The 14,445-nt window shown below is 54.4% G+C and carries 15 protein-coding genes; 9 read left to right on the forward strand and 6 right to left on the reverse strand.

Features of this window, described 5'->3' with window-relative positions; genetic code table 11:
- The first annotated feature begins 95 nt into the window (after positions 1-95).
- The gene (gene ves, locus QLG21_RS09360; protein ID WP_042319602.1) at positions 96-653 is read left to right on the forward strand and encodes an environmental stress-induced protein Ves; all 558 of its coding nucleotides are present in this window, start codon (positions 96-98) and stop codon (positions 651-653) included.
- Here ves and cho read toward each other — a convergent pair.
- Complete coding sequence (cho, locus tag QLG21_RS09365) at positions 631-1,509, reverse strand: excinuclease Cho (protein ID WP_282484279.1); 879 nt, start codon at positions 1,507-1,509, stop codon at positions 631-633. The genes ves and cho overlap by 23 nt on opposite strands.
- A 138-nt stretch (positions 1,510-1,647) precedes the next feature.
- Positions 1,648-2,475, reverse strand: coding sequence for an ammonia-dependent NAD(+) synthetase (gene nadE, locus QLG21_RS09370; protein ID WP_058609041.1), 828 nt, complete (start codon positions 2,473-2,475; stop codon positions 1,648-1,650).
- Between the two features lie 230 nt (positions 2,476-2,705).
- Between nadE and osmE the strand changes: the two genes are divergently transcribed.
- From osmE to chbG, 7 genes are all read left to right on the forward strand, one after another.
- Entirely contained in the window at positions 2,706-3,050 is a 345-nt protein-coding gene (gene osmE, locus QLG21_RS09375; RefSeq protein WP_006174841.1) for an osmotically-inducible lipoprotein OsmE, read from the forward strand.
- A gap of 281 nt (positions 3,051-3,331) precedes the next feature.
- Complete coding sequence (gene chbB, locus QLG21_RS09380) at positions 3,332-3,649, forward strand: PTS N,N'-diacetylchitobiose transporter subunit IIB (protein WP_032677965.1); 318 nt, start codon at positions 3,332-3,334, stop codon at positions 3,647-3,649.
- Positions 3,650-3,730: 81 nt separating this feature from the next.
- Entirely contained in the window at positions 3,731-5,089 is a 1,359-nt protein-coding gene (chbC, locus tag QLG21_RS09385) for a PTS N,N'-diacetylchitobiose transporter subunit IIC (protein ID WP_282484280.1), read from the forward strand.
- Positions 5,090-5,136: 47 nt separating this feature from the next.
- Positions 5,137-5,484 (forward strand): PTS N,N'-diacetylchitobiose transporter subunit IIA, encoded by a 348-nt coding sequence (gene chbA / locus QLG21_RS09390; RefSeq protein WP_006174844.1) that lies wholly within the window; start codon positions 5,137-5,139, stop codon positions 5,482-5,484.
- Positions 5,485-5,508: 24 nt separating this feature from the next.
- Positions 5,509-6,327 carry a transcriptional regulator ChbR gene (gene chbR, locus QLG21_RS09395; protein WP_006174845.1) on the forward strand — a complete coding sequence of 273 codons (819 nt, stop codon included), beginning with the start codon at positions 5,509-5,511 and terminating at the stop codon, positions 6,325-6,327.
- A gap of 112 nt (positions 6,328-6,439) precedes the next feature.
- Positions 6,440-7,789 carry a 6-phospho-beta-glucosidase gene (locus QLG21_RS09400; protein ID WP_282484281.1) on the forward strand — a complete coding sequence of 450 codons (1,350 nt, stop codon included), beginning with the start codon at positions 6,440-6,442 and terminating at the stop codon, positions 7,787-7,789.
- An 11-nt stretch (positions 7,790-7,800) separates the two neighbouring features.
- Positions 7,801-8,559 carry a chitin disaccharide deacetylase gene (gene chbG, locus QLG21_RS09405; RefSeq protein WP_282484282.1) on the forward strand — a complete coding sequence of 253 codons (759 nt, stop codon included), beginning with the start codon at positions 7,801-7,803 and terminating at the stop codon, positions 8,557-8,559.
- Positions 8,560-8,685: 126 nt separating this feature from the next.
- Here the strand turns inward: chbG and katE are convergent, their stop codons facing one another.
- The gene (gene katE, locus QLG21_RS09410; protein ID WP_282484283.1) at positions 8,686-10,935 is read right to left on the reverse strand and encodes a catalase HPII; all 2,250 of its coding nucleotides are present in this window, start codon (positions 10,933-10,935) and stop codon (positions 8,686-8,688) included.
- A gap of 167 nt (positions 10,936-11,102) precedes the next feature.
- Between katE and cedA the strand changes: the two genes are divergently transcribed.
- On the forward strand, positions 11,103-11,378 hold the full coding sequence (gene cedA, locus QLG21_RS09415) for a cell division activator CedA (RefSeq protein ID WP_153681542.1): 276 nt from the start codon (positions 11,103-11,105) through the stop codon (positions 11,376-11,378).
- A 48-nt stretch (positions 11,379-11,426) separates the two neighbouring features.
- Here cedA and QLG21_RS09420 read toward each other — a convergent pair whose 3' ends face one another.
- The 3 genes from QLG21_RS09420 to hxpB all read right to left on the reverse strand — a co-directional run bounded on the left by QLG21_RS09420 (position 11,427) and on the right by hxpB (position 14,363).
- Positions 11,427-12,818 (reverse strand): L-cystine transporter, encoded by a 1,392-nt coding sequence (locus QLG21_RS09420; protein WP_006174851.1) that lies wholly within the window; start codon positions 12,816-12,818, stop codon positions 11,427-11,429.
- A 127-nt stretch (positions 12,819-12,945) separates the two neighbouring features.
- Positions 12,946-13,536 carry a metal-dependent hydrolase gene (locus QLG21_RS09425; protein WP_137848885.1) on the reverse strand — a complete coding sequence of 197 codons (591 nt, stop codon included), beginning with the start codon at positions 13,534-13,536 and terminating at the stop codon, positions 12,946-12,948.
- 155 nt (positions 13,537-13,691) lie between these two features.
- Entirely contained in the window at positions 13,692-14,363 is a 672-nt protein-coding gene (gene hxpB / locus QLG21_RS09430; RefSeq protein ID WP_282484284.1) for a hexitol phosphatase HxpB, read from the reverse strand.
- Positions 14,364-14,445 lie beyond the last annotated feature (82 nt).

Genomic DNA, 14,445 nt, shown 5'->3' on the forward strand with positions numbered 1-14,445 from the left:
CGATACTGTTTCCGGGAGTACCTAACGATAACAATCAAGACTGCAGCGGGCGTAATGCCGCTGGGCTGGCGTATGAGCGCCTTTCAGGAGTGGTGATGGAGTTCTTTGATATCCGCAAGATGCCGGTCAGCCTCTGGCGTAATGGGGCCGGTGAGACCCGCGAAATTTGCTGCTTTCCTTCCGCGACGCGTGATTTTTCCTGGCGCGCCAGCATTGCATCCATCGCCAGCAACGGCGAGTTCTCCTCTTTTCCGGGCGTTGACCGGGTCATTACGCTGCTGGAGGGGGGAGAGGTGACGCTGGATGCCGGGAAGGCGTTCTGCCATACCCTTAAGCACCATCAGCCTTACAGCTTTGCCGGCGATCTGCCGGTAAAGGCGCTGCTCACCGACGGGCAGATGTCGATGGACTTCAACATCATGACGCGTCGGGAGCAGTGTCGGGCAAAGGTTCGCGTTGCGGACAGAACCTTCACCACCTTTGGCTCACGCGGGGGCGTGATCTTCGTGCTGAGCGGCGCGTGGCAGCTGGGTGAAAAACTGCTGAGGGCCGATCAGGGGGCCAGCTGGGAAAACGGCTCGCACACCCTGCGGTTACTGGAAACGAAAGGGACGTTGCTGTTCAGCGAAATTACCTGGCTTCCAGGTCATTGAGCAAAATGACCTCGTACTGCCCGGTCAACAACGGCTTACAGAGAATTTTGTAGCCGTCCTGATCGAACCCGGCGGGCGTGCGGAGCAGCGAAACGGCATCGTTCAGGCTATCCACGGCGCCCAGCCATAGCCAGTTATGAATGATGTGGTAGTGGGTCATCCCGTCCCCGGTCTCTTTCAGCGCCACGGCACCTTCCCAGGGCCAACAGTTGACGCGAATCGAGGCCAGCCCGTCGAGAAAACGTGCATGGTGCGCTTCCACGCTCTCCTTTCCACAGCAGGCTCCTGCGCAGCGCTTGAGCGCCGAGCGGAAGCAGGCGCGCCCGCGCGTGGTGGCCTCCAGGCCCAGCAGGCCATAGCAAAGCTGGAGTTCGTCCGCCAGCGTTTGTACGGTTTGCAGCGCCGCGCGTTTGTTGGCAAACAGGCCATAGAGATTAGGTTCTTGCGAAAAATCGACTTCACGCGCGTAAACCACCTGTGGTTTACCGGCCAGGACCTGGATAGAGCAGAGCTGGCGGTTACGGCGCAACCGTTTGTTGAACAGCGGCTGCTGTTCTTTGATCAGCCGGGCTTCCAGCAGTAACGCCCCCAGCTCACCGGCCGTCTGGATCCAGGTGATGCGCCGGGACTGACGCAGCATCGCCGCCTCGTCCGGGGTGCGCAAATGGGATAACACGCGGCTGCGAATATTGACGCTTTTGCCGATGTAAAGCGGCATGGTGTCGCTTTCGCCATGGAAAAAATAGACACCAGGCTGTTTTGGCAGGGCCTCAAGCCAGGGGCGAAGATGTTCCGGATATTCATAGATAGCCGCCGCTTCAAATTCAAGGCGCGGGGCTGATTGACGCCTGCTCACATACTGCTCCATATACTGTTCAGGCATACAGTGTAGCAGGTGTTTAGTGGTTAAAAAAGAGGCGGATGAGCTAGGGGGCAAGGAGCGATGACCGGGCCTGGAAGGATCACAGGCCCGTGCAGGCGTAGCGACGCCGGGTTATTTCTTCCAGAAATCGTCAAACACCGTGATCGGCGGACGACGCTTGTGCTCGGTTTTGAGATACCAGCCTTCAATAATTTTTGCGGTGCCTTCGTCCAGCGTTTTACCTTCCAGATAGTCGTCGATATTGTCGTAGGTGACGCCCAGCGCGGCTTCATCCGGCAGGGAAGGGCGATCGTCTTCCAGATCGGCGGTAGGCGCTTTCTTATAAAGGTGTTCAGGGCAGCCAAGCGCTGCAAGCAGTTGCTTGCCCTGGCGTTTGTTCAGGCGGAAGAGCGGGTTGATGTCGGTGCCGCCATCGCCATATTTGGTGAAGAAACCGGTGATGGCTTCTGCGGCGTGATCGGTGCCGACCACAATCCCCCTGGTCATTCCCGCAATGCTGTACTGGGCTTTCATTCGTTCACGCGCTTTTTCATTGCCGCGAACGAAATCACTCAGCTCAATGCCCGCTTCACGCAGCGCCTGCTCGCTCGCAAGGACCGAGCCTTTAATGTTCACCGTGAGAACCCGATCGGGCTGGATGAAGGCGATGGCATCCTGACAATCCTGCTCATCAGCCTGCACGCCGTAGGGCAGACGAACGGCAATGAACTGCAGCGCGTTATCCCCGGTCTCTTCACGCAGCTCAGAGATAGCCATCTGGCTCAGCTTACCCGCAAGCGTGGAGTCCTGGCCGCCGCTGATGCCCAGCACCAGGGATTTCAGGAAGCTATTGGTTTTAAGATACGATTTTAAAAAATCGACGCTTCGGCGGATCTCTTCGTTTGCGTCAATCGCAGGTTTCGCGCCCAGCGCCTGAATAATCTCTTGTTGCAGAGCCATTACGCCCCCCTTTGCAGAATCGAACAGAATTGGTCATCTGTTAAAACTAACCCTTTGGGCGTAAAACGACAAGGTTCGCGGTTTTGAGTGCGCTGAATTACGCCGATTTCGCGAGTTAATATTGTTTTATTAGATTTTTCTGAAATTCGCCTGGCGTAACTCGCAAAGTTGAACAATAGTGTTTTTTATTCCATGCTTAGATAACACGCTGATAAACAAGAGGACGGAATATGAACAAGAACGTAGCAGGAATTTTAAGCGCAGCGGCGGTACTGACTATGCTGGCAGGGTGTACAGCTTACGATCGCACGAAAGATCAGTTCACACAGCCAGTCGTTAAAGATGTCAAAAAAGGGATGACGCGTTCCCAGGTTGCCGCGATTGCCGGTAAGCCATCTTCTGAAGTCACCATGATTCATGCGAAAGGTACCTGCCAGACCTACATCCTGGGTCAACGTGATGGTAAGGCAGAAACCTACTTCGTCGCGCTGGATGAAGCAGGACGCGTGATGAACTCAGGTTACCAGACCTGTGCTGAATACGACACCGATCCGCAGGCACCTAAGGCGCAGTAACCGCGCTTGCCAGAGGATGATAAAGAACCGGCCAGCAGGCCGGTTTTTTTTCGCCCGCGTGAATCTTATTTCTTTGCGCGAATTATTTGCCCGAAATGTGAAGGTAGTCAACAAGCCAGGTCAATGAGAGACAATTTCAGCCTGTTCAGAATTATCCCCGCCTTGTACCATTGCGTATACTCACTTCAACGATAAACAACAGTAAGCCATCTGCCCGTCAGCTAGGATAGCAAGTCGAGTGAGAGTGCGACGGTGGGTAGTGATACAAGAGGGAAATTATTATGGAAAAGAAACATATCTATCTGTTCTGCTCAGCGGGCATGTCAACCTCACTCCTGGTCTCCAAGATGCGCGCGCAGGCCGAAAAGTATGAAGTTCCCGTCGTAATCGAAGCGTTTCCAGAGACGCTGGCGGGCGAGAAAGGCCAGACGGCAGACGTCGTGTTGCTGGGGCCACAAATCGCTTACATGCTGCCTGAAATTCAACGTCTGTTACCGAATAAGCCTGTCGAAGTTATCGATTCTGCGCTGTATGGCAAAATCGATGGGTTAGGTGTACTGAAAGCTGCTGTTGCAGCCATTAAAAAAGCTGCTAATTAATTTTTTTATTTTTCCCGTCAAAGAGTAATTTCACACACAATACGCCGTAACGTCAGTTGCGGCATTTAAGGGTATTTTCCTATGAGTAAAGTCATCGCTTCACTTGAAAAGGTACTCCTTCCTTTTGCTGTTAAAATAGGAAAGCAGCCTCACGTTAATGCCATTAAAAACGGCTTTATTAAATTAATGCCGTTAACGCTGGCCGGGGCAATGTTCGTTTTAATTAACAACGTTTTTCTGAGCTTCGGGGAAGGTTCCTTCTTTTATTCATTAGGAATTAGGTTAGACGCTTCCACTATTGAAACCCTCAATGGCCTTAAAGCCATCGGCGGCAACGTATACAACGGTACGTTGGGTATTATGTCGCTGATGGCCCCTTTCTTTATTGGCATGGCGCTGGCGGAAGAACGTAAAGTGGATCCGCTGGCGGCCGGTTTATTATCGATTGCCGCCTTTATGACGGTAACACCATACAGCGTGGGTGAAGCCTATGCCGTTGGCGCAAACTGGCTGGGTGGCGCAAATATTATTTCCGGTATCATTATCGGCCTGGTCGTGGCGGAAATGTTCACCTTTATTATCCGTCGTAACTGGGTTATTCGCTTACCGGATAGCGTACCGGCCTCTGTTTCTCGTTCATTTTCCGCGTTGATTCCAGGTTTTATTATCCTCTCTATTATGGGGATTATTGCCTGGGCGCTTTCTCACTGGGGTACAAACTTCCACCAGATCATCATGGACTCTATCTCCACGCCGCTGGCGTCGATGGGTGGCGTGGTCGGTTGGGCGTATGTGATTTTCACCTCCCTGCTGTGGTTCTTCGGCGTGCATGGTTCACTGGCACTGGCGGCGCTGGACAGCGGCATCATGACCCCGTGGGCACTGGAAAACGTTGCGCTTTACCAGCAGTACGGTTCCGTTGATGCGGCACTGGCAGCAGGTAAAACCTTCCATGTGTGGGCGAAGCCGATGCTGGACTCCTATATCTTCCTGGGGGGTACCGGGGCGACGCTGGGTCTGATCATCGCGGTCTTTATTGTGTCTCGCCGCGCTGACCATCGTCAGGTGGCGAAACTGGCCCTGCCTTCCGGCATCTTCCAGATTAACGAGCCGATCCTGTTTGGTCTGCCAATCATCATGAACCCGGTGATGTTCATTCCTTTCGTGCTGATTCAGCCTCTGCTGGCGGCGATTACGCTGATTGCGTACTACCTTGGCATTATCCCGCCGGTGACCAACATTGCACCATGGACGATGCCGGCCGGTCTGGGCGCGTTCTTCAATACCAACGGTAGCGTGGCCGCCTTCCTGCTGGCGATATTTAACCTCGGAATTGCCACCCTGCTGTACATGCCGTTCGTGGCGATTGCGAACAAAGCCGCAACGGTCATCGACGAAGAAGAGAGCGAAGAGGATATCGCCCTCGCACTGAAATTCTAAAATTGCACGGCGCGGGGCAGCCCGCGCCAGCCACAAGGAGCGAAAAGATGTTAGATTTGGACAGTATCGTAGCCGAAGAAGCCGCAGAGAACGATCTGGAAGAAGTGGTGATGGGTCTCATCATCAACTCAGGACAGGCCCGTAGCCTGGCCTACGCCGCGCTGAAGCAGGCCAAGCAGGGCGATTTTGCCGCCGCCAAAACGATGATGGATCAGTCGCGCACCGCGCTGAATGAAGCTCACCTCGTGCAGACGAAACTTATCGAAGGCGATCAGGGCGAAGGAAAGATGAAAGTGAGCCTGGTGCTGGTTCATGCTCAGGACCATCTGATGACGTCCATGCTGGCCCGCGAGCTGGTGGCTGAGTTGATTGAGCTTCACGAGAAGATGCAGTAAGTCAGGTAGCAGGAGGTCAGCACGATGGAAATTAAAACCGCTTTTGAGCAACAGCTGTTTAATGGCAAAAATTTTCATGTGGTTATTTACAACAAGACGGAGAGCGCGAGCGGTCTGCACCAGCACGACTACTACGAGTTCACGATTGTTCTGACCGGCCGCTACTATCAGGAGATCAACGGCAAGCGTGTCCTGCTGGAACGCGGTGATTTCGTCTTCCTGCCGATGGGCTCCTATCACCAGAGCTTTTATGAATTCGGTGCAACGCGCATTCTCAACGTCGGGGTGAGCAGACGTTTCTTTGAGAAACACTACCTGCCGCTGGTGCCGTTCTGCTTCGTGGCCTCGCAGGTCTATCGCGTCAAAAACGAGTTCATGACCTGGATTGAAACGGTGATTGCATCGCTTAACTTCCGCGATAACGAATTTGATGAGTTTATTGAAACCGTCACCTTCTACGTGATGAACCGTCTTCGTCATCACCGTGAAGAACAGCAGGTGATTGATGATATTCCCCAGTGGCTGCGCGGCACCGTTGAAATGATGCACGATAAATGTCAATTCAGTGACAATGCGCTGGAGAATATGGTGGCGTTATCGGGTAAGTCGCAGGAATATTTAACCCGCGCGACCCAGCGCTATTATCGCAAAACGCCCGTGCAAATAATTAATGAAATCCGCATTAATTTTGCCAAAAAACAGCTGGAAATTACGAACTACTCTGTCACCGATATTGCCTATGAGTCGGGCTACAGCAGTCCCAGTCTGTTTATTAAGACCTTTAAGAAATTTACCTCATTCACACCGAACAGTTACCGAAAGAGTTTAACGGTAATGAATTAACTTTTGGCGGTTATATCCGCCACGAATACTGTCTTGATTGCTTGCCCAAAATAGCGGGAACAGCACGCTATAAGTTGCAGGCGGTTAACCTGATATGCGAAGGGAGATATTTATGCAACAGAAATTAAAAGTCGTAACCATTGGTGGCGGCAGCAGCTATACCCCGGAATTACTGGAAGGTTTCCTGAAACGTTATCATGAACTGCCGGTGAGCGAATTATGGCTGGTGGACGTTGAGGAAGGTCAGGAGAAGCTGAATATTATTTTCGACCTCTGCCAGCGTATGGTTAAAAAAGCGGGCGTTCCGCTCACCGTGCATAAAACCCTCGACCGCCGTCTGGCGCTTAAAGATGCTGATTTTGTGACGACCCAGCTGCGCGTAGGCCAGCTGAAAGCCCGCGAACTGGACGAACGTATCCCGCTCAGCCACGGCTACCTCGGTCAGGAGACTAACGGCGCAGGCGGCCTGTTCAAAGGGTTGCGTACCATCCCGGTGATTTTCGACATTATCAAAGATGTGGAAGAGATCTGCCCGAATGCCTGGGTGATCAACTTTACTAACCCGGCGGGCATGGTCACCGAGGCGGTGTACCGCCATACCGGCTTTAAGCGTTTTATCGGCGTTTGTAATATTCCGATTGGCATGAAGATGTTTATTCGCGACGTACTTGCATTGAGCGACAGCGACGAGCTGTCCATCGACCTGTTCGGCCTGAACCACATGGTATTCATCAAAGATGTGATCGTTAACGGGAAATCACGCTTTGCCGAGCTGCTCGACGGCGTGGCCTCCGGCCGTCTGACTGCCGCATCGGTGAAAAATATCTTTGACCTGCCGTTCAGCGAAGGGCTTATTCGCTCGCTGAATCTGCTGCCGTGCTCCTATCTGCTTTACTACTTCAAGCAGAAAGAGATGCTGGCGATTGAGATGGGTGAATACTACAAGGGCGGCGCGCGTGCACAGGTTGTGCAGAAAGTTGAAAAGCAGCTGTTTGATTTGTATAAAGATCCGAACCTGAACGTGAAGCCAAAAGAGCTTGAGCAGCGCGGCGGGGCGTACTATTCGGACGCGGCGTGTGAAGTGATTAACGCCATCTATAACGACAAGCAGGCGGAACACTATGTGAACGTGCCGCATCACGGACACATCGATAACATTCCGGCAGACTGGGCCGTTGAGATGACCTGTATCCTGGGCCGCGACGGCGCAAAACCGCACCCACGCATCACCCATTTTGATGACAAAGTGATGGGCCTGATCCACACCATCAAAGGGTTTGAAGTGGCGGCGAGCCACGCTGCGTTAAGCGGCGAGCTGAACGATGTGCTCCTGGCGCTGAACCTTAGCCCACTGGTGCATTCCGACCGCGACGCGGAACAGCTGGCGAGTGAGATGATCCTGGCGCATGAGAAATGGCTGCCAAACTTTGCTGCTACGGTTGAGAAGCTGAAACACCGTTAAGAGGGGGCGCAATGGAAAACCTGCTGATTGTGAATGCCGATGATTTTGGCCTGTCGAAAGGGCAGAACTACGGCATCATTGAAGCCTGTCGTCGGGGCATCGTGACCTCGACCACCGCCATGATCAATGGTGAAGCGGCCGGGCACGCGGCGCAGCTCAGCCGGGACGTACCTGAGCTCGGTGTCGGTATGCACTTTGTGTTGACGCTGGGCATGCCTCTTTCCCCCATGCCGGGCCTGACGCGCGACGGCGCACTGGGCAAATGGATTTGGGAAATGGCCGAGCAGGGGACGTTGCCGCTCGACGAAATCACCCGCGAGCTGGACTGCCAGTTTAACCGCTTTGTTGACGTGTTTGGCCGTGAGCCGACGCATATCGACAGCCATCATCACGTGCATATGATCCCGGCGATTCTCCCGATTGTCGCGGAGTTTGCCCGGCGTAGAGGGGTGGCGATGCGCGTGGATCGCACTGAACTGGCGCTTCACGGCCTGAGCAGTCCGTCTGTGTCCACCACCGACGGGTTCAGCAGCGCATTTTACGGTGATGAAATCGACGAAGCACTGTTCCTGAAGGTACTGGATGAGTCTGCCGCACGAGGCGAGCATTCGCTGGAGGTTATGGCGCACCCGGCCTTTGTTGATAATACAGTACGCAAAAGTGCCTACTGCTGGCCGCGGCTGGCAGAGCTGGATATCCTGACCTCATCCTCGCTGAAGTATGCGATTGCCGAGCGCGGGTATCGTTTAGGGACGTTTAACGATCTGTAAGTAAAAAGCCCGGTGGCGAGGTAAAAGTAAAAAGGCAACGAACGTTGCCTTTTTTTATGTTTGCTCCCTCTCCCATGGGAGAGGGTTGGGATGAGGGCATCAGCCCGCACGGCCACCCGGCTTTTTTTATGCCGGGATCTGCGCAGTTTTACTGCTGCGCGACCACACGCGGTGGGCGGCGAGCAGGTCGAACAGCTGGGTCATAAACGCATCGTCAACGCTGTCACCCTCGACAATCCCTTCTTCGCCCTGATCCGCTACCTTCAGCAACGGTTTAAACTGGCGTGCGTCGCCAGCAAACGCAATCGGCTTCAGGTGCTTGTAGGCTTCCAGCAGGTAGTAGTTGGCATCACCGTTGCCAAGCAGGCTGGCGATTTCGCCGCACGGCACAATCACCGCATCCACCGTCAGCGACGGCGCCCCGGCAAAGGTGGCCGCTATCGGCAGTACCGAGCCGTCATCAGCCGTCACTTCGCCCATGCGCGAGTAGAGCAGCTTGGCGTGCACCCCTTTGGCTTTCAGCGCTGTCATGATCGCCAGCAGATCGCTGGCGCGGGTTTTGTCGTTAAGCAGGATCCCCACGACGCGGCCCTTAATTGACCCGCCCGGTACCGCATAGAGGCTCAGGGACGGATCTTTTTTGATGCCGTTGACGTCTTTCGGCGGGGCGGCATGACGCTGTTCGTCGGTGAGCGTAATGCCGAGATTATCAGCAACGCTCTGGGCAAGCTGGATATCAATATGCGCAAGCTGATCAACTACGCGCTCGCGGATGTAGGTGCGCACCACTTTACTCAGTTCGAAGCTGAAGCCGCCGATAATATGCTGTTGCTCAATTGGCGTCTGGCTGTTCCAGAACAGGCGAGGATGGGCGTAATACTCCCCAAAAGAGGGGCTGCGTTCGCGGATTTTTGCCCCGTCCACGCGTTCCTGATAAGACTCAAACCCGCCGCGCTTCGGCCCCGGCGGCGTTTCACGCGGCCAGTTATCGTTGATCGAGTTAGGTTCGTAGTTGGCCGGGTTGGTGTCGATATCCTGGCGGTGCATCCCGTCGCGCTGGAAGTTGTGGTAAGGGCAGGTCGGGCGGTTGATCGGGATTTCGTGGAAGTTTGGCCCGCCAAGGCGGCTGATTTGCGTATCGGTATACGAGAATAAACGCCCCTGCAGCAGAGGATCGTTGGTGAAGTCCAGGCCGGGGACGATGTGCCCTGGGTGGAACGCGGCCTGTTCGTTCTCGGCGAAGAAGTTATCCGGGTTACGGTTGAGCACCATTTTGCCCACTAGCTGCACGGGAACCAACTCCTCGGGGATCAGCTTGGTCGGGTCGAGCAGGTCGAAATCAAACTTGAACTCGTCCACTTCCGGGATTAACTGTAGCCCCAGTTCGTATTCCGGGAAATCACCGGCTTCGATGGATTCCCATAGCTCGCGACGGTGGAAGTCCGGGTCACGACCGGTCAACTTCTGAGCTTCATCCCACACCAGCGACGCTTTACCGGCGACCGGTTTCCAGTGGAATCGCACAAACGTGGCTTTACCTTCGGCGTTGATCAGTCGGAAGGTGTGGATCCCGAACCCTTCCATGGTGCGATAGCTGCGCGGGATCCCACGGTCGGACATCGCCCACATCACGTTGTGTAAGGTTTCTGGCTGCAGGGAAACATAGTCCCAGAAGGTGTCATGCGCACTTTGTCCCTGCGGTATCGCCCAGTGTGGCTCTGGTTTTACCGCATGGACAAAGTCAGGAAACTTATGCGCATCCTGAATAAAGAAGATCGGCGTATTGTTCCCTACCAGATCGAAAATACCTTCGTCGGTGTAAAACTTGGTTGCAAAGCCGCGGATATCACGCACCGTGTCGGCAGAGCCTGCGCCGCCCTGGACGGTAGAGAAGCGCACAAACACCGGCGTTTTTTTGTCGGGATCGGAGAGGAAGTCCGCTTTAGTGATATCTTTCAGGCTCTTATAGGGCTGGAAATAGCCGTGCGCCGCAGAGCCACGCGCGTGAACGATGCGTTCCGGGATGCGCTCGTGGTCGAAATGGGTAATTTTTTCCCGCAGGATAAAATCTTCCAGCAGGGTTGGCCCGCGAGAGCCTGCGCGCAGGGAGTTCTGGTCATCGGCAATACGTACGCCCTGATTAGTTGTCAGCGCATGGCCTTCGCCGCCTTTGCGGTGAGGCTCGAGAGCATTCAGTTTTTCATTTGCGTTGCCCGGGGATTTGAAACTTCCCGGCGCAGTAGGTTGTTCGCCCGGTGCGGAAGGGCCCGGTGAAGGCTTATGCGATCCGTCCGCTGGAGCAAGTGAATCCATTCCCGGTTGAGATTCTTCAGTGCCATGAATGGGTGATTGATGTGTTTTATCATTGTTCGACATTGCACGCTTCTCCTGTATACGTTCCTAAAAACCCTATTAAGGATAGAACAATGTCATGAACAGGCTAACGAACCAGGCGTTTTAGGACATTTTTCTTAACGAAAGCTGTCATCATCGGCCCCCGAGGCGCGACGGGTGGGGGGAGAATCGGCTATGATAGAAATTTCCTGTATTCAGAATCTGTATTAGTGAACCCGTCGCTTATGAAACCTCTTCGCCAACAAAATCGCCAGGTTATTAGCTATGTACCCCGCGTCGAACCTGCGCCGCCTGACCATGCCCTGAAGGTTGAGGGCTTTCGCGATGTCTGGCAGCTGCGTGGGAAGTACGTGGCATTTGTGCTGATTGGTGAACACTTCCGCCGCTCCCCCGTGTTTACGGTCCCCGAGTCGGCGCAGCGCTGGGCGGTGCAAATCCGCCAGGAAGAAGAGGTTGAAGATTAACAGACATAAAAAAACCGCCATCAGGCGGTTTTTTTTATTGTGCAGTGATTAACGGTGCGCCAGCTCGGCGTCATCTTCACTTTCAAGGATAGTTTTGTCCGTCTGCTTCAGCCACTGGCTGGTCAGCGTCCCTGCAGTCATGGAGCCGCTGACGTTCAGAGCGGTACGACCCATGTCGATCAGCGGTTCAACGGAAATCAGCAGTGCAACCAGCGTTACCGGCAGGCCCAGCGCAGGCAGTACGATCAACGCAGCGAAGGTTGCCCCACCGCCAACACCCGCCACACCGGCGGAGCTGATGGTGACAATACCCACCAGAGTCGCAATCCAGACCGGATCCAGCGGGTTGATCCCCACGGTTGGCGCAACCATTACCGCCAGCATCGCCGGGTAAAGCCCCGCGCAACCGTTCTGACCAATGGTGGCACCAAAGGAAGCAGAGAAGCTGGCGATGGATTCTGGTACGCCCAGGCGACGCGTTTGCGCTTCAACGTTCAGCGGAATAGAGGCGGCGCTGGAGCGACTGGTAAAGGCGAAGGTCAGCACCGGCCATACTTTACGGAAGTATTTCAGCGGGCTCACGCCGTTAACGCCCAGCAGGATACCGTGCACCACAAACATGATGGCGAGACCCAGGTAAGAGGCAATCACGAAGCTACCGAGCTTGATGATGTCCTGCAGGTTGGAGCCTGCCACCACTTTGGTCATCAGGGCCAGCACGCCGTAAGGCGTCAGCTGCATGACCAGGCGAACCAGCTTCATGACCCAGCTTTGCAGGGTATCGATGGCGACCAGCACGCGTTCACCTTTCGGCGCATCGTCTTTCAACAGCTTCAGTGCCGCTACGCCCAGGAACGCAGCGAAGATCACTACGCTGATAATGGACGTCGGGCTTGCACCGGTCAGGTCAGCAAACGGGTTCTTCGGAACAAAGGAAAGCACCATTTGCGGAACGGTCAGATCGGCAAGTTTACCAACATAGTTGGTCTGGATTGCCGTCAGGCGCGCGGTTTCGGCTGAGCCTTGTACCAGACCTTCGGCGGTCAGACCAAACAGGTTAGTCACCAGTACACCGACCAGCGCGGCGATAAGCGTAGTGAACAGCAGGGTCCCGATGGTCAGAAAACTGATTTTACCCAGCTGGGTGGCGTTGTGCAGACGCGCAACCGCGCTCAGAATAGAGGCAAACACCAGCGGCATGACGATCATCTGCAGCAACTGCACATAGCCGTTACCGACAATGTTGAACCACTGGATAGACTCTTTCATTACCGGGCTATCGGAACCGTAAATGGCGTGTAATGCCAGACCAAATACGACACCCATACCCAGACCGACGAGTACTTTCTTCGCCAGGCTCCACTGTTTGTGGCGCGTCTGTGCGAGAAGCAATAGCAATACAACGAACACAATAATGTTCGCGATGAGTGGAAAATTCATCCCCTTTCTCCTGATTTATTATCCGGTCGGTTTTTACCGAGCCTGTTGGCGCAAGGTTAGCAGAAGTGTGATGTGGCGCTTATATCCAAATGGAATGGTTTATGACAAATGTGATTATTTTGTCGGTTTAATGTTCAATCTGGTGATTAATAAAACGATCAAACTGGAATTGCAGGGAGTTAATCATTTGCGATGACCAGCGGACTGCACTGTTTTCGGGCAGCGTTTGCGGCATCCAGACCGCCCAGGCAAAAAGCGCCATGCACAACACGCGCTCAAGCTGGTTGCCTTTCTGGGGGGCGAGGATCGGGAGGCGGAAGCGCCACCGGCAGGGCCAGAGAAGCGGCACGCCCGCCGGGGTGAGCATGTCGGCAAGAATATGGCTTAAATAGCCCAACACCATGCCCTGAATGGCATCGGCAGGCACTATCCAGCTATCAGGGACCTTAAGATAGAAAAGCGTCAGCAGGCCAAAAACAGCCAACAGACTGTGGGTAAACCCGCGATGACCAAAGGCCCTGGCAATAGGTTTGGATATCCACTTCAATCGCTGGCCAAGGAAAGACTTCGGATGATCGATATCCGGCAACAGGCAGGTCAATACTGCGGAAGGGACAATATGCCACCAGTCCCCCTGCGCCAGCACAGGGGTAAGTTCAGCGTTTTTAGAAAACACCGCGCAGGCAATTGAAAAAAGCAGGTGGCCTTCCGCCGTCATGATAAAACCCAACAAACTGTCAATTCATACAGTATAGGTTTTTTATACAGTGTACGGAAGAGGTGACGGTGTAACCCTTTGTCACAAACGGGCACTATTCATGCGCTTTCATGACCGGTCATACGCTTTCAGGCAGCGAGGCTGCCTGAATAGGGTTACTCGCCGCGCAGGTGCTGCGGGGTAAGTTGGGTTAGCGATGACAGTTTGACATCGGCCAGCGCAAAGCGGGGATCGTGCTGACCCTCTTCGGCCGGGACAACAATCGAGCGCATACGCGCCGCTTTCGATGCCACCATGCCGTTGACCGAATCTTCCAGCGCCACGCAGGACAGCGGGTCAAGGCCCAGCTTCGCGGCACAATCCATATAAACCTGCGGGTGGGGTTTGCTATAGGGCAGCTTTTCCGCCGAGGCCAGCGCGTCGAAGCTGTCGCGCAGCTCAAACATCGTCAGCACTTTTTCCAGCATATGCAGCGGTGAGGCAGACGCCAGCCCCACTTTTAAGCCTTGTGCCTTACAGAGCGCAACGGCTTCACGCACGCCGGGCAGCAGAGGCTTGTTTTCCTCAACCAGGGAAATCGCGCGACTGATAATCCGGTTGGTCACTTCGTTACGGTCAGGGCCAACCCACGGCTGGTGGGCATACCACAGCTCAACGACCATATCGATGCGCAGCCCAAGCGTGTCGGGCAACTCGTTCCGGCGAGAGATATCTACGCCAAGGCTGGCCATAACGTCCAGTTCAGCGCGATCCCACAGCGGTTCGGAATCGATCAGCAGTCCATCCATGTCAAAAATAGCGGCAAGAATCTGGCGCGGTGCCGTCATTATTACGTCTCCTTCTCTCAGGTGTCCGACAAACGATAAATGCTAAGTCCAGTCTGCAATTTAGCATATTGCCTTCAAAGAA

It is taken from the genome of Enterobacter sp. V87_3 (assembly GCF_029967835.1).
GTDB classification, from domain to species: Bacteria; Pseudomonadota; Gammaproteobacteria; order Enterobacterales; family Enterobacteriaceae; genus Enterobacter; species Enterobacter cancerogenus.